This window comes from Streptomyces sp. NPDC006687 (assembly GCF_040636215.1).
GTDB lineage: Bacteria > Actinomycetota > Actinomycetes > Streptomycetales > Streptomycetaceae > Streptomyces.
The window spans coordinates 18,351-33,131 of the sequence record NZ_JBEYJJ010000017.1 but is presented as its reverse complement, the minus strand read 5'-3'; the positions used below and the strand labels follow the sequence as shown (position 1 = coordinate 33,131).

The following is a 14,781-nucleotide window of genomic DNA, read 5'->3' as shown; positions in this document are numbered from 1 at the left end:
AGCGGGTGACGGCTCGTGGGGTGACGGGCTCAGGCCGCCAGCGGCAGGCGTACGAGCATCCGGGTCTCGCCCGGGCGGGAGCGGGCCGTGAGCGACCCGTGGTGGCGCTGGGTCACGATGCGGTAGCTGAGGTGCAGCCCCAGGCCCGTGCCCTTGCCGACGTCCTTCGTCGTGTAGAAGGGCTCGAAGATGCGCGGCAGGACGTCCTCGGGGATGCCCCGACCGGTGTCGGTGATCTCCACGACCATGCAGACCCCCTCGGCGTAGCAGCGCAGGGTCAGCGTCCCCGCGCCCTCCATGGCCTCGGCCGCGTTGTCGACCAGGTTGGTCCACACCTGGTTGAGCTCCCCGGGGTAGCCGGTCAGCTCCGGCAGGTCCGGGTCGTAGGCGCGCACGACGGTGATCCCGGAGAGCTTGGAGCGGAGCACCACCAGGGTGTTCTCCAGGCCGTCGGTCACCGCGAACCGCTGCTCGGGGGCCCGGTCGAGGTTGGCGTAGTCCCGGGTGGCCGCGACCAGCTGGGAGATACGGGGGCCGGCCGCCCGGAGCTCGGCGGCCAGGGAGCGGGCCTCCAGCAGCGCCGCCAGGTGGTCGAGGGCGGCGGGCAGCGCGGCCGCGCCGATGCCCTCCAGCCGCTCCCGCAGCCAGGGCAGCTCCAGCCCGAGGTCGGAGGCCCCGGAGCCGAGCAGGCCGGCCCGGGCCGCGCCGGCGTCCTGCGCCCAGTCGCTGATCTCCTCCTCGGCGTCGGCCTGGGCCAGGGGGTCGGTGGTCTCCGGCGGCGGGAGCCGGTCCAGCTCGCCGGCCAGCCGCTCCAGGGCGCCGCGTTCCGCCTCCGTGGCGGCCGCGCCCCAGGCGTAGGCGGTGGCGGTCAGCCGGTCCAGCGCGGGCACCAGCTCCTGCGCGGCCCGGGCCACGGCCGCGGCGGGGTTGTTCAGCTCGTGCGCGAGGCCCGCCGCCAGGGTGCCGAGGGCCTCGACGGTGGCCCGTTTGCGGGCCTGGACCTCGGAGGACTTGATCCGCCAGGCCAGCACGGGGATCAGCACGGCCGCCACCCCGTTGCAGCGGGTCAGCATCTCGAAGAACACCGGCTTCGGATAGGCGACGACGGTGGTCGCCGGGCCGCTCGCCGACGCGGTGGCCACGTAGGAGCCGTCCGTCAGCAGCGGCAGCTCCCCCGTGAACCGGTGCGCGGCGCGCGGTTTGCCGTCGTGCTCCTCGGCGGCGGCGTCCTCCTCCTCGGTGGAGTGGCGGGTCAGGACCTCCTCCCGGCCGTCGACGACCTTGGTGACGACCAGCCCGCCGGAGACCAGCACGTGGAAGCAGGTGGCCTCGTCCCCGTCACGGAAGAGGACCTCCCCGTCGGCCAGGACGCGCGGCTCGGAGACCGAGACCAGCCAGTCCAGCTGCTCCTCGGTGATCGCCGCGAAGATCTCCAGCCCTTGCAGAGCCGTCCGCAGCTCTTTGGTGCTCATGGTGTTCCCGGGACGCGTGGTCACGAGGCGCTCCCCTCTGCCCTGGTGCGCGCCGCCAGCCGCAGGGTCGTGAACAGGGCCAGCGCGCACACCGCGGCGACGGCGGCCATGAAGCCGACGGAGGTGCGCTGCAGGCCGTGGATATTGGTCAGGAGTCCGGCGAGGACCGCCGGGACGCTCATCGCCAGGTACGCGAAGACGTAGACGGCGGCGGTGAGTTCACCGCGGTGCTCGGGCTCGGCCAGCAGGCTGATGGCGCGGAAGGAGCCGAGGAACGCCGCTCCCCAGCCGCTGCCGAGGACGGCGGTGGCGACGAGGAACACGGGCGCCGAACCGGTGCCCAGGGCCAGCAGCACCAGGGCCAGTCCGGCGAGCAGCCCGAGCAGCCCCAGTACGGCGGTGCGCAGCGGTGCGGTGCGGCCCAGCAGCAGCTGGGCGCAGGTGGCGGAGCCGGCGAGCAGGGCCACGGTGGCCCCGCCGGCGAGGTAGTTGGTGGAGTGGAGCAGGGACAGGGCCAGGTGCGGTCCCAGTGAGAGGTAGAAGCCGCCGACCGTCCAGACGGCCACCACCGTGAGCACCAGCACGGCGAACCTCCCCCGCACGGCGGCCGGTACCCGGATCCGGTGCGGTACCACCCTCAGCGGGCCCCCCGCCCCGGGCGCGCTCTCGCCCATCCGGATCACCCCGGCCAGGGTGACCGCGAAGGCGACGACCAGCAGCAGGTAGCTGAGCACGGTCGGGGCGGGCGCGTACTGGACGAGCAGCCCCGCCCCCAGCCCGCCGAGGCCGATGCCCACGGTCGGTCCCGCGCTGTTGACCTGCGCCCCGAGGGCCGGCCGGGAGCGGGGGCTGAGTTCCAGCAGGGCGGCGCCCATCGCCCCGGTGGCCAGGCCCACCGCGAGCCCCTGCACGGCGCGGGCGGCGAGCAGCAGGCCGAGCCCCCGGGCCCCGGCGAACAGGCCCATGGAGACGATGGCCAGCACCAGCCCGGCGGCGAGGACGGGCCGGCGCCCCACGGTGTCGGAGAGCGACCCGAACAGCAGCAGCCCGGCGAGGACGGTGACGGCGTACACGGCGAAGACCACCGTCACCACGCCGGAGGACAGCCCCCAGCGCTGCTGGTAGAGCACGTAGAGGGCGGAGGGCACGGAGGAGGAGAGCATCAGCAGGACGAGGACCGCGCCCACCACCCAGAAGCCGGACGGTCTCGGACCGGCCGCCGCGCGGCCGGCTGGATGCGCAAGGTCTCCCGTGGTCGTCGTCTCGTTCGGTTCGGGCACGCTCTCAACTCCACTCCCCCGCCCTGCCCGGCGGGCCGATTCAGGCGCTGCTGTGGGCCGCCGCCCTGGCCAGCGCGCGGGCGGTCAGCACCCCCGCGAGATGGCCGAGGTACTCGGCCGAGGTACCGCGCCCGGGGACGAAGAGCTCCCTGGGCTCGGCGCGGAACGCCGCGAGCACCGCCTGGGTCGTCCAGGGGCCCCCGCGCAGCCGGTCCTCGACCCCGCGCAGGCGCACGGCGCGGGGGGTGGCTCCGGTGACCGCGATCCGCGGCCCGTCGGGGGTGATCCGTACGGCGGCGGCGCACAGCGGGTAGCGGGTGGCCCGGTCGGCGGTCTTCTCGAAGGCGGCCGCCCCGCCGGCGGCGGGCACGACCAGGGCGGTGAGCACCTCCCCGTCGGGCACCCCCGAGCCGGCCAGTTCCTCGGCCGTGACCGTGCGGGTCCCGGCGGGTCCGGCCAGTTCGGCCCTCGCACCGGCGGCGAGGGCGGCGACGGGCAGGTCGGTGGGGCGCCCGGTGACGGCGAGGTTGCCGCCGACGGTGCCGAGGTTGCGGACCTGGGGGTCGCCGTTGGCGCGGGCCGCGGCGGCCAGCTCCGGCGCCCCGGCGAGCACCAGCGGGTCGGCGGCGAGTTCGCCGAGGGTGGTCAGCGCCCCGATCCGCAGCTCCCCGCCGGAGGGTGCGACCCCCCGCAGCGGCGCGAGGTGGCGTACGTCGACCAGCAGGCGGGCCCGCTCGGTGCCGGCGCGCAGCTCCGGCAGCAGGCTCTGCCCGCCGGCCAGCACCCGGGCTCCCGGGGTGCCGGCCAGGAGGGCGAGGGCCTCCTCCAGGGAGGCGGGCCGGACGTAGTCGAACTCGGTGAGGATCACCGGGCGCCTCCTTCGAGTACGCGCCAGACCTTCTCGGGGGTCAGCGGCATGTCGATGTGCTGGACGCCCAGGTCGGCGAGGGCGTCGACCACCGCGTTGACCACGGCGGCCGCGGGCGGCACGGTGGCGATCTCCCCGGCCCCCTTGGCGCCGAGCGGGTTGTGCGGGGAGGGCGTGACGGTCCGGTCGAGGGTGAAGAAGGGCACGTCGGCGGCGCGGGGCAGGGCGTAGTGGTTCAGGTCGGAGCTGAGGAGGATGCCGTTCTCGTCGTATTCGGCGGCCTCCATCAGGGCCTGGCCCAGGCCGTGGACGATGCTGCCCTCGATCTGGCCGGTGACGATCTTCGGGTTGCCGATGTTCCCGGCGTCGTCCACGGCGGTGTAGTCCACCACCTCGGTCTCGCCGGTGAGCTCGTCGATCTCGACCACCGCGACGTGCGTGCCGAAGGGGTAGTTGAAGTCCGGCGGGTCGAAATGGGTGGTCTCGTCGAGGGCCGGTTCGATCTCGGGGGGCAGGCCCCAGCCGTACCACATGGCCATCGCCAGCTCGGAGAAGGTCTTGGCGTTCTCCGGGTTGCCGGCCTCGTGGACTCCCCCGCCCTCGTAGACCACCTTGTCCTCGGGGACGCCCAGGAAGACGGCCCCGGCCCTGATCAGCTTGGCCTTGATCTTGCGGGCGGTCAGCGCGACGGCGGGGGCGGCCATGCTGTAGGAGCGGGAGCCGTAGGTGCCCTGCCCGTACGGGGCCTTGAGCGTGTCCCCCTCGTACACCTGGACCTGCGCCGGGTCGATGCCGAGCTCGTCGGCGGCGACCATCGCGAAGACGGTGCCGTGGCTCTGGCCGGTGGAGGCGGAGCCGACGGTGACGGCGACCTCGCCGGTGGGGTGGACGCGGATGTTGGCGCTCTCCCAGGTGCCGCCGAGCATGCCCTCCTGGGACATCCGGGTGGAGGGGCCGACCCCGCAGATGGCCACGTAGGTGGCGATGCCCACGCCGAGGCGTTTGCCGCGGGCCCGGGCCGCCGCCTTGCGGGCGGGGATGGCGTCGTAGCCGGCCAGTTCCAGGGCGCGCTCGAAGTTGGGCCCGTAGTTCCCGGAGTCGTAGGTCCAGCCGAGGCCGTTGTCGTACGGGAACTTCTCCTGCGGCACCAGGTTCCTGCGGCGGACCTCCGCCGGGTCCATGCCGATCTCGGCGGCGTAGCGGTCGACGAGGCGCTCCATCAGGAAGGCCGCCTCGGCGCGCCCGCTGCCGCGCTGGGCGCCGAGGGGGACGGTGTTGGTGAAGGCCGCGTACACCTCGCAGAAGGAGGCGGGGATCTCGTACATGCCGCTGATGGAGCGGCCCATCAGGGCGGTGGCGACACCGGGGCCGATGGTGGAGGGGTAGGCGCCGAGGTTGGCGTAGCTGGTGCAGCGCAGGGCGGTGATCCGGCCGTCGCGGGTGCCGGCGAGGGTGACGTGCTGGCGGTGGTCGCGGCCCTGGACGGTGGAGTTCATCAGCCCGGTGCGGGTGTCCACCCATTTGACGGGCCGGCCGAGCGCCTTGGAGAGCAGCAGGACCAGCGCCATGTCGGGGTAGAGGTAGCCCTTGGTGCCGAAGCTGCCGCCGACGGTCGGGGCGATCACCCTCAGTTTGTTGAAGGGGATGCCGAGGACCAGCGCGGAGAGCAGGAACCGGTGGTTGTGCGGGCCCTGGGTGGAGGCGTAGAGGGTGTACTCGCCGGTGGCGGCGTTGTAGTCGCCGACGGCTCCCCGCGGTTCGATGGGGCTGTTGATGGTGCGCTGGTTGACGAGGTCGAGTGCGACGGTGACCTCGGCGCGGGCGATGGCCGCGTCGGTGCGGTCCTTGTCGCCGCAGGTCCAGTACGCGTTGAGGTTGCCGGGGACGGCCTCGTGGAGCTGCGGGGCGCCCTCGGCGAGGGCCTCGTCGGCCCGGGTGACCACGGGCAGCGGCTCGTACTCGACGCGGATGGCGGCGAGGGCGGCGGCGGCCTGGCGCGGGGTCTCGGCGACGACGACGGCGATCGGGTCGCCGACGTGGCGGACGGTGTCGCCGGTGAGGACCGGCCGGGCCCCGGGCAGTCCGTAGGGGTGGGGCGGGAAGTGGCTCTCCACCCCGCCGGGTATCCAGATGCAGGGCAGCGGCATGACGTCGGTGAAGTCGGCGGCGGTGGCCACCTTCAGGACGCCGGGCAGCCGTCCGGCGTCCCCGGTGTCGATGGACAGGATCCGGGCGTGGGCGACCGGGCTGCCCAGGATGGCCATGTGCGCGGTGCCCGGCAGGTCGATGTCGGCCACGTACACGGCCTCGCCGCGCAGCAGTTGCGGGTCCTCGCGGCTGTCGAGCGGCTGTCCGAGGACCCCGCCGCCGGTGGTGCTCTCCCCCGTCACGGTGGTCATGCCCGTCACCGCCCCTCTGCCGTCGGCGCGGCGCAGGCGCGCTGCACGCCGCGGACCACGCTGTGGTAGCCGGTGCAGCGGCAGAGGTTGCCGGTGAGCCACTCGCGGATCTCGGGCTCGGTGGGCGCCGTTCCGGGGGCGGTGTTCTCGACGAGCTCGCCGAGGGCCATGACCATGCCCGGGGTGCAGAACCCGCACTGCGTGCCGTGCTCCTGGCGCAGGGCCTCCTGGAGGCCGGTCAGCTCGCCGCCCCGCTCGGACACCCCCTCGATGGTGGTGACCTCGGAGCCGGCGGCGGAGGCCGTCAGGACCAGGCAGCTCTTGACGGACCGGCCGTCCAGGCGGACCACGCAGGTCCCGCACTGTCCGGTGTCGCAGCCGACCTTGGTACCGGTCAGGCCGAGTCCGTCGCGGAGCCGTTCCACGAGGAGTTCGCTCGGCCGTGCCGCGAACTCCTCGGGTCTTCCGTTGACGTGGAGGGTCAGGGTGGGGGCGGGTGTCAGATCCATGCGAGCGCCTGCGCTTCCGTGAGCGACCGGTTGAAGAGGGGGCCGCCGGGCTGCTGGAGAATTCCTCCGGAATGCAGTGGTCCGGTGTCGACGGCGGCGAATCCGAGATCGGTGATGATTCCCGCGACGATTTCCTTCGCCTTCGGGTCGTCGCCCGCCGTGTAATGCGCGAGACGCTCCCCCGAGGCTTTCCCGGCGACGGCGAGGGTTTCGTAATGCATGGTGTTCAGGGATTTCACGACCCGGGCGCCGGGATACCACTCGGCGACCAGCTCGCTGGAGCCGCGGCCGCCGAGATCGGCGGGGGTACCGGGGCCGCTGAACGCGTTGGTGGCGTCCACCAGCACCTTGTCCTGCACGACGTGCGGGGGCAGCAGCCCGCGCACGCTCGCGAAGGGCACCATCAGCACCACGAGTGCGGCCCGGCCGGCCGCTTCGACGGGCCGCGCCGCGGTGGCGGCGGGGCCCAGTTCGCCGACCAGGGGCGCGAGGGACTCCGGCCCGCCGGTATGGGCGAGGACCACCTCGTGGCCTGCCGCCACCAGGATCCTCGCGAGGGCCGAGCCGATCCGCCCGGTGCCGATGACGCCTGTCCGCATTGAGGCTCCTCGATCGCTCGGTCCGGCGTGCCGGACGTCAGTCCATGCCGATCCAGACCGACTTGGTCTGGGTGTAGCTCTCCAGGGACTCCGGGCCGCACTCGCGGCCGTAGCCGGAGGCTTTGTAGCCCCCGTAGGGGACGGAGGGGTCGTACTGGTTGTAGCAGTTGACCCAGACGGTGCCGGCCTTGATCTGCGAGGCGACCCGGTGGGCCCGGCGCAGGTCCTTGGTGTGGACCCCGGCGGCGAGGCCGTACGCGCTGTCGTTGGCGATGCGTACGGCGTCCTCCTCGGTGTCGAAGGGGATGATCGACAGGACGGGGCCGAAGATCTCCTCCTGGGCGATGCGCATCCCGTTGTCGACGCCGGTGAAGACGGTGGGCAGGAAGTACAGGCCCTGGCTGGAGGCCCCCTCGGGGGTCCAGCCGGTGCCGCCGGTGCGCAGGATCGCGCCTTCCTTCTCGCCGACCTCGATGTAGGAGCTGACCTTGTCGAACTGGGCGCGGTGGGCGAGCGGCCCGAACAGGGTCTGCGGGTCGCGCGGGTCCCCGGGCTTGAGGGCCGCGGCCCGGCGGACCAGGCGTTCGACGAGTTCGTCGTGGACGGGGCGCTGGAGCAGCAGCCGGGAGCCGGCGGTGCAGATCTCGCCCTTGTTGTAGTAGATGCCGAAGAAGGCGAGTTCCTCGGCGGCGTCGAGGTCGGCGTCGGCGAAGACGATGTTGGCGGACTTGCCGCCGAGTTCCATCGTCACCTTCTTCAGGGTGCCGGCCGACTTGCGGATGATGGACTGGCCGACGGCGGTGGAGCCGGTGAAGGCGATCTTGTCGATGCCGGGGTGGCCGGTGAGGGTCTCCCCCAGTTCCACGCCGGGTCCGGTGACCACGTTCAGCACCCCGTCGGGGATCTCCGCCTCCTGGAACAGCTCGGCGATCTTCAGGGCGGTGAGCGGGGTGGCCGGGGAGGGCTTGTGGACGACCGTGTTCCCGGCCGCGAGGGCCGGGGCGATCTTGGTCATCGACAGCAGCAGCGGGAAGTTGAACGGGGTGATGGCGCAGACCACGCCCAGCGGCTCGCGCAGGGTGTAGGCGAGCTGGCCGCCGGCGGGGGCCCTGGAGGAGCCGTCGACCCGGGTGACCGCGCCCGCGTAGTAGTGCATGAGCTGGGCGGCCATGGGTGCGTCGACGGTGCTGGAGAAGGCGAACGGCTTGCCCATGTCCACCGTCTCCAGCAGGGCTATCTCCTCCAGGTCCCGCTCGATGAGCTCACCGACGCGGTTCAGCCGCAGCGCGCGCTCCTGGGCCGACAGCCGGCTCCAGGGGCCCTCCTCGTACGCCGTGCGGGCGGCCGCGACGGCGGCGTCGGCGTCGGTCGCGGCGGCCTGCGCCACCGGCACGATCTCCTGTCCGTCGATCGGGCTGATGTCCGGTTCCGTACGGCCGTCCCGGGCGGGGACCCACTGACCGCCGATGAACAGTTTCCCGGGGTGGGCCAGGGGGTGGCCGCTGAGCTCGCGCTTGGTCATGCCTGCACCTTCCGGTGTCCGGGGGCTAGGTGTCGCGGGGGCTAGCCTTCTTCGAGCTGCCGCAGAAACGTCTCGGCGAGGGCCTTGGAGGAGTAGGGGTTCTGGCCGGTGGTGAGCTTGCGGTCGACGACGACGTGCGAGTCCCAGATCGCGTCGGCCTTCTCGTAGCGGGCGCCGAGCCGGGTGAGCTCGGCCTCCAGGATCAGCGGGAGCCGGCCGGCCATGTTGGTGACCAGTTCCTCGTCGTGCGAGAACGCCGTCATCCGGTAGCCCTCGAAGGGCCAGCGGCCCTCTCCGTCGCGCAGCGCGAGCAGGGCGGTGTGGCCGTGGCAGACGGTGGCCAGGGGCTTGTCCTGGGCGATGGCCCAGCGCAGGACCTGGGCCAGCTCGTCGGACTTGGGCAGGTCGCCGATGGCCCCGTGGCCGCCGCTGATGTAGAGGGCGTCGTATCCGGCGACGTCTTTCTCCCCGAGGGACTCGATGGCCAGGGGGCTGCGCAGCTGGGGGGTCTGCTCGATGACGCGTACGTACTCGGCCGCGTTGGCGGCGTCCTCGTCGGGGGAGCCCGCCGGGCGGACGTACTGGAGGAACTGGGGGTCGATGCTCGTCTGGTCGACGGTGGGTGCGGCGCCCCCGATCGTCGCTACGTCGACGGTGTGGCCGGCGGCCCGGAAGAGCGTGTAGGGGACCACGAATTCCTCGGCCCAGAAGCCCGAGGGGTGCTGCTCCCCGTCCAGGAGATGGAGGGTGGCCTTTGCCGTCATGACGACGAGAATCCGCATGGTTCTCTCCTTGTTCTGGATTCGCTGCCGATTCAACACGCCCCCCTGAAGGGGCGTAAGGGGGAGACGTCAGGCCCGCGATACTTCGTCACGTGCGTCCAACGCCGAGAGGATGGAGCGGAATTCACCGACCAGGGGGTGGCCGGGGAAGGCTTCGGCGAATATGCGTTCACCGTAGAGGGCCGCCATTTCCGGCACGTACGGGAGGATTCCGGCCAGGGGGGTGCCGTATACCTCCTCCGCGCGCCGGCAGACGGCTTCGTGGTCGACGCCCTCGGGCGCCATGCTCAGGACCAGGGCGCGCCGGCAGGCCAGCCGCCCGGAGAGGGCGAGGGTCTCCTCGACCCCGGCGAGGTCGACGCGGTCCGCCCTCGTCATGATCAGTACGACGTCGGCGCTGCCCATGGCGGTCACCGACTCGTTGTTGAGCCCGGCGTGGGTGTCGAGGAGCAGGACGTCCAGCGCGAGCTTGCGCGCCAGCCGCTCGAAACCCTCCGGGAGCAGTCCGACGTCGTACCCGGTGGCCATCAGCTCGCGCAGGTCCGCGGCTCGTGTCCGGGCCGGTACGAGGTACAGGCCGGGCACCGCGGTGCGCCGGGCCGCCGCCTCGATCTCGCAGCGGCCGAGCAGGTAGTCGGCCAGCGAGCCGGCGCCCGGCGCGGCTCCGAACAGCAGGTCCAGCGTGGGCGACTGGAGGTCGGTGTCGACCACCCCGACCCGCCGGCCGGCGGCTGCCAGCAGCAGCGCCAGGTTGGCCAGCACCGATGACTTCCCGGTGCCGCCGCGGTGCGAGTGCACCACGATGGTCCGGGTCATCACGCCACCACCCGGTAGCCGTCGCCGTCCGCATGCGGCCCCCGCGCCGCACGTGGCCGGTGCAGGGCCAGCATGGTGACGTCGTCGTGCTGCTCTGCGGTGCCGGTGTGCTCGCGCACCGCCCGGTCCATCAGGTCGACCACGTCCCGGCCGCTCGCCGGGGGGCCGGCGAGCAGTTCGAGCATCCGCTCGTCGCCCAGGAAGCCACCGTCGGGACAGCGTGCCTCGGGCACTCCGTCGGTGAACACGAACAGGGTGTCGCCCGGGTCCAGCTGGGCGTATCCGAGGGTGTAGACACAGTCGGGCAGGACCCCGACGGCCGGTCCCGTGACCTCCAGGGTCCGGGTTCCGGAGCCGTCGCCGGAGAGCAGCAGCGGCGGGTTGTGGCCGCCGTTGATGTAGACGAGGCTGCCGGTGCGCGGGTCCAGGACGCCGAAGAAGAGGGTGGCGAAGTAGCCCTGCCGGAGGTGGTTGCGGGTGAGGTAGCCGTTGGTGGCGGTGACCGCGTTGAGCAGCGGGGTCGCACCGACCACCGGGGTGCGCCGGGTGCCCCCGGTGCGTCCGGCGGCCATCAGGTGCTGGAGGCCGCTGTTCTCGGCGGTGTGGCGGAGCAGGGAGCGGATGAGCGCCATGAACAGGGCGGCGCCCACCCCCTTGTCGCAGACGTCGGCGACCACCAGGGCCAGTCTGCGGCCCCGGGATATCTCGAAGACGTCGTAGAAGTCGCCCGCGACCTGCCGGGCCGGCCGGAAGCGGACGTCGATCTCCCAGCCGGCGGGGACGGGCAGCGATTCGGGCAGGAAGCCGGCCTGGATCTCGCGGCCGATCTCCAGTTCCTTCTCGTAGCCCATGAGTTCGGCGCGTGCGTCGGCCTCCTGCACGGTACGGCCGAGCCCGGCCCGTTCGGTGCAGCTGCGCAGCCGGGCGGCGACCAGGGCGGGCAGGAAGGGCGGGACGAGGTAGTCGTGGCCGAGGCGGACGTGCCGCTCCAGCGCGGGGAAGTCCTCCACGGTCCAGGCGACCACGATCGGTGCCCCGGCCCACCGGCGCAGCCGGCGGACCACGGTACGGACGGTGTCGGCGTCCGCGTCGGCGGGGACCAGCAGCACGTCCCCGGCGGGCGGCGCGTCCAGCCGGCCGCGCAGCAGTTCCGCGAGGGTGGGCGTGACGAGTTCCGCGTCCATCAGCCGCAGGGATTCGAGCAGTTCGGCGGGCGGCAGCGGATCCACGTCGAGGATGATCACGGTTGTGGATGGCATGCGTCCGTCCCCTCGGCCTTGACGGTCAGCGTGCTGATGTTGCGACCGTCCCTGCGTTCATAGGTGTACGCGTCCACGCTGGTCAGAGCCAGGTGGATGCCGAGGCCGCCGACCCGCCGCCGTTCCGGGGGGACCCCGGGATCCGGCGGCAGGCGGCCCGCGACGGGGTCGAACGCGGGGGCGGAGTCCTCGATGGTGATCCGCACCCCGTCGGGACCGGAGCGGCCCAGGACGGTGATCCGTCCCTCGCCGCCCCGGTAGCCGTGCATCACGATGTTCGTGGCGAGTTCGTCCACGGCCAGCCGGATCCGGTACGTCGCCCGGGTGCCCAGGCGGGCCCGGCCGGCCAGCCGCAGGACGAACGCGGCGATCTCGCCCAGTGCCCCCAGCGTGGCGGGCACCTGAAGTACGGCGGGCTTCTTCGCCAGTGCGGACCTCTCAGTCATCGGCGAGCAGGATGCTGCGGTCGAGCCCGGCCGTGCGGATGGTCCGCGAGACGGGCTCGATGGCGCCGACCACCTTGATGGTGACGTGGTCGGCGACCTTCTGCTGGGCGAAGACCAGGGAGCGCAGCCCGGCGCTGGCCATGTAGCCGACGCCGGCCATCCGGATCTCGACGGTGCTGGTGCCGTGACCGGCGGCCTTCTCGATGGTCTGGTGGAACTCCGGCGCGGTCTTGGCGTCCAGCTCGCCCGTCAGTTCGATCACGGTGGTGTCGCCCTCGATGCTCAGGGACACGGAAAGCGGCATGTCAGGTCTCCTTCGGTCACTCGGGGTCGTTGGCGCGGCCGACCAGGATCACGACCGAGCGCGGGCCGATCAGGTACTTGCCGGCGTTGTCGAGCTCCTGCTCCGCCCCCGGGGTGCGGATGTCGTACGGGGCCTCGGCGCTGGTGTCGGCGAACAGGTGCCAGCTGCGGCCGTGGGGCAGGGCGGGCAGTTCCAGGTCGTGCGCCTCCCAGTGGGAGTTCATGGCCACGTACACCACGTCCTCGTCGGAGGTGCCGCAGCGGGCCACCGCGATCAGGCGGCTGTCGGCCGACCAGTCGGGCTGCCAGGCCCGCTCCCCGTGCCAGCTGATGTCCGGCAGCCCGAGGCCGTCGCGGAGCCGGCCGGTGGGGTGGGTGGTGGAGCGCAGCTCGCGGTGGTGGCCGCGGAAGGCGATCAGCTCGCGGGTGAACCGGAGCAGTTCGGCGTTCTGGTCGACCTGGTCCCAGTCGAACCAGGACAGCTCGTTGTCCTGGCAGTAGGTGTTGTTGTTGCCCTGCTGGGTGCGGGCCACCTCGTCCCCGGACAGCAGCATCGGGATGCCCTGGCTGGTGAGGAGGATGGCCAGGGCGTTCTTCATCTGCCGCAGCCGCAGGGCGTTGACGCCGGGGTCGTCCGTGGGGCCCTCGGCCCCGCAGTTCCAGCTGTTGTTGTCGTTGGCCCCGTCGTTGTTACCCTCGCCGTTGGCCTCGTTGTGCTTGTCGTTGTACGAGACCAGGTCGGCCAGGGTGAAACCGTCGTGGGCCGTCAGGAAGTTGACGGAGGCGGTGGTCCCCCGGCTGGAGTAGAGGTCGGGCGAGCCCGCGATCCGGGTGGCCAGCTCCCCCGTGACGCCCGGGTCGCCCTTGAGGAAGCGGCGCACGGTGTCGCGGTACTTGCCGTTCCACTCGGCCCAGCGTCCGTAGGCCGGGAAGTTGCCGACCTCGTAGAGGCCGCCCGCGTCCCACGCCTCGGCGATGAGCTTGGTGTGCCGCAGGACGGGGTCGAAGGCGAGCATCTCCAGCAGCGGCGGGTTGGGCAGCGGGGTGCCGTCCAGGTCCCGGCCGAGGATGGCCGCGAGGTCGAAGCGGAAGCCGTCGATGTGGTAGTCGGCGACCCAGTGGCGCAGGCAGTCGAGCACGTAGTTGCGCACGACGGGGTGGTTGCAGTTGACCGTGTTGCCGGTGCCGCTGAAGTTGAAGTAGTACCCCTCGGGCGTGAGCATGTAGTACGTGGCGTTGTCCAGGCCCTTGAAGGAGATGGTCGGGCCCTGCTCGTTGCCCTCGGCCGTGTGGTTGAAGACGACGTCGAGGATGACCTCGATGCCGGCCGCGTGCAGGTCCTTGATCAGGGTGCGGAACTCGTCGCCCTGCATCCCGTAGCGTCCGGTGGCCGCGTAGCCGGCCTTGGGCGCGAAGAAGGAGACGGTGTTGTAGCCCCAGTAGTCGTAGAGCTTCTCGCCGGTCTCCGGGTTGCTGCGCGGGTTGTCGCTCTCGTCGAACTCGAAGACGGGGAGCAGCTCGATGCAGTTGATCCCGAGCTCCTTGAGGTACGGGATCTTCTCGCGCAGCCCCGCGAAGGTGCCGGGGGCGGTGACCTGCGAGGAGGGGTGCCGGGTGAAGCCGCGCACGTGGGCCTCGTAGACGACGAGGTCCTCGGCGGGGATCCCCAGCGGGGTGTCGTCGCCCCAGTCGAAGTCCTGGAGGCAGACCCGCGAGCGGTACTGGTACCCGCGGCTGCGGTCCGGCTCCACGCCCCACACGTCCCGGCCGGCGATCAGCCGGGCGTAGGGGTCGGAGAGGACCTGGCGGGCGTCGAAGCGGTGGCCGGTGACCGGGTCGTAGGGGCCGTCGGCCCGGTAGCCGTACTCGATGTTCTCGTGGTCGAGGCCGAAGACCGTCATGGAGAAGACGCTGCCGGTGCGGAACTCCTCGGGGAACCGCAGCTCGGCCATCGGCTCGGGCTCTCCGCGCTTGTAGATGACCAGGGTCATGGAGGTGGCCTGGTCGGAGAAGACGGAGAAGCTGACCCCGCCGGGGACCACGTTGGCCCCGAAGGGGAACGGCTTGCCCGCGCGGACGCGGTACCCGCCCACCTCGTGGGTCGGGTACGCGTCCACGCGCAGCACTCGTTCGGAGCGGGCCTCGCTCATCGCACGGCCTTGGCCCGGCCGGCGGCGGCCGCGGCCTCGCCGGTGGAGAAGAAGTCGAGGAATCCGGTGGCCGACATGACGAACCGGACCTCCTCGCTCACCCCGTAGAGGGTGACGGCGACCCCGGCGTGCTGGGCCTCGCGGTAGACGACCAGCAGGGTGCGCAGGCCGGCGCTGGAGACGTAGGTGACGGCGGTCAGGTCGATGCGCAGCGGCCGGCCCTCGCGGACCAGCGGCAGGAGGGTCTCCAGCAGGGCGCCGGAGGTCTCGCTGTTGATCTCGCCGGTGGCGACGAGCACCGTCGCCGCCTTGTTGCGGCGTTCCTTCAGGTTCAGACTCATGTCGTGCTTCCCCTCTGGTTGGGGCGCCCCCCGTT

The 14,781-nt window shown here is 72.4% G+C and carries 14 protein-coding genes; all 14 read right to left on the bottom strand.

Annotated features, from left to right (window positions below; genetic code table 11):
* Positions 1-29: 29 nt before the first annotated feature.
* Entirely contained in the window at positions 30-1,496 is a 1,467-nt protein-coding gene (locus tag ABZ716_RS20635; protein ID WP_358813402.1) for an ATP-binding protein, read from the bottom strand.
* A complete protein-coding gene (locus tag ABZ716_RS20630) occupies positions 1,493-2,752 on the bottom strand; it encodes an MFS transporter (protein WP_358960648.1) in 1,260 nt (419 codons plus the stop codon). Before ABZ716_RS20630 ends, ABZ716_RS20635 begins: the two co-directional genes overlap by 4 nt.
* Positions 2,753-2,792: 40 nt before the next feature.
* On the bottom strand, positions 2,793-3,620 hold the full coding sequence (locus ABZ716_RS20625; protein ID WP_358960646.1) for an FAD binding domain-containing protein: 828 nt from the start codon (positions 3,618-3,620) through the stop codon (positions 2,793-2,795).
* Positions 3,617-6,019: a xanthine dehydrogenase family protein molybdopterin-binding subunit gene (locus ABZ716_RS20620; protein ID WP_358813399.1), complete on the bottom strand. Its 2,403-nt coding sequence runs from the start codon at positions 6,017-6,019 to the stop codon at positions 3,617-3,619. The genes ABZ716_RS20625 and ABZ716_RS20620 overlap by 4 nt, the downstream gene beginning before the upstream one ends.
* 5 nt (positions 6,020-6,024) lie before the next feature.
* The gene (locus ABZ716_RS20615) at positions 6,025-6,528 is read right to left on the bottom strand and encodes a (2Fe-2S)-binding protein (protein ID WP_358813398.1); all 504 of its coding nucleotides are present in this window, start codon (positions 6,526-6,528) and stop codon (positions 6,025-6,027) included.
* Positions 6,519-7,127: an NAD(P)-binding domain-containing protein gene (locus ABZ716_RS20610; protein WP_358960644.1), complete on the bottom strand. Its 609-nt coding sequence runs from the start codon at positions 7,125-7,127 to the stop codon at positions 6,519-6,521. The genes ABZ716_RS20615 and ABZ716_RS20610 overlap by 10 nt, the downstream gene beginning before the upstream one ends.
* Positions 7,128-7,164: 37 nt before the next feature.
* Positions 7,165-8,649 (bottom strand): aldehyde dehydrogenase family protein, encoded by a 1,485-nt coding sequence (locus tag ABZ716_RS20605; RefSeq protein ID WP_351888667.1) that lies wholly within the window; start codon positions 8,647-8,649, stop codon positions 7,165-7,167.
* A 41-nt stretch (positions 8,650-8,690) separates the two neighbouring features.
* Positions 8,691-9,431 carry a type 1 glutamine amidotransferase domain-containing protein gene (locus ABZ716_RS20600; protein ID WP_351888670.1) on the bottom strand — a complete coding sequence of 247 codons (741 nt, stop codon included), beginning with the start codon at positions 9,429-9,431 and terminating at the stop codon, positions 8,691-8,693.
* Between the two features lie 69 nt (positions 9,432-9,500).
* Positions 9,501-10,247 (bottom strand): MinD/ParA family protein, encoded by a 747-nt coding sequence (locus tag ABZ716_RS20595; protein ID WP_358813396.1) that lies wholly within the window; start codon positions 10,245-10,247, stop codon positions 9,501-9,503.
* Positions 10,247-11,506 (bottom strand): PP2C family protein-serine/threonine phosphatase, encoded by a 1,260-nt coding sequence (locus ABZ716_RS20590; RefSeq protein WP_355971855.1) that lies wholly within the window; start codon positions 11,504-11,506, stop codon positions 10,247-10,249. The genes ABZ716_RS20595 and ABZ716_RS20590 overlap by 1 nt, the downstream gene beginning before the upstream one ends.
* Entirely contained in the window at positions 11,488-11,952 is a 465-nt protein-coding gene (locus ABZ716_RS20585; protein ID WP_351888678.1) for an ATP-binding protein, read from the bottom strand. The genes ABZ716_RS20590 and ABZ716_RS20585 overlap by 19 nt, the downstream gene beginning before the upstream one ends.
* Complete coding sequence (locus tag ABZ716_RS20580; RefSeq protein ID WP_351888681.1) at positions 11,945-12,256, bottom strand: STAS domain-containing protein; 312 nt, start codon at positions 12,254-12,256, stop codon at positions 11,945-11,947. Before ABZ716_RS20580 ends, ABZ716_RS20585 begins: the two co-directional genes overlap by 8 nt.
* A gap of 16 nt (positions 12,257-12,272) precedes the next feature.
* On the bottom strand, positions 12,273-14,405 hold the full coding sequence (gene glgX, locus ABZ716_RS20575) for a glycogen debranching protein GlgX (protein ID WP_358960641.1): 2,133 nt from the start codon (positions 14,403-14,405) through the stop codon (positions 12,273-12,275).
* Entirely contained in the window at positions 14,402-14,746 is a 345-nt protein-coding gene (locus ABZ716_RS20570) for an STAS domain-containing protein (RefSeq protein ID WP_351888686.1), read from the bottom strand. Before ABZ716_RS20570 ends, glgX begins: the two co-directional genes overlap by 4 nt.
* Positions 14,747-14,781 lie beyond the last annotated feature (35 nt).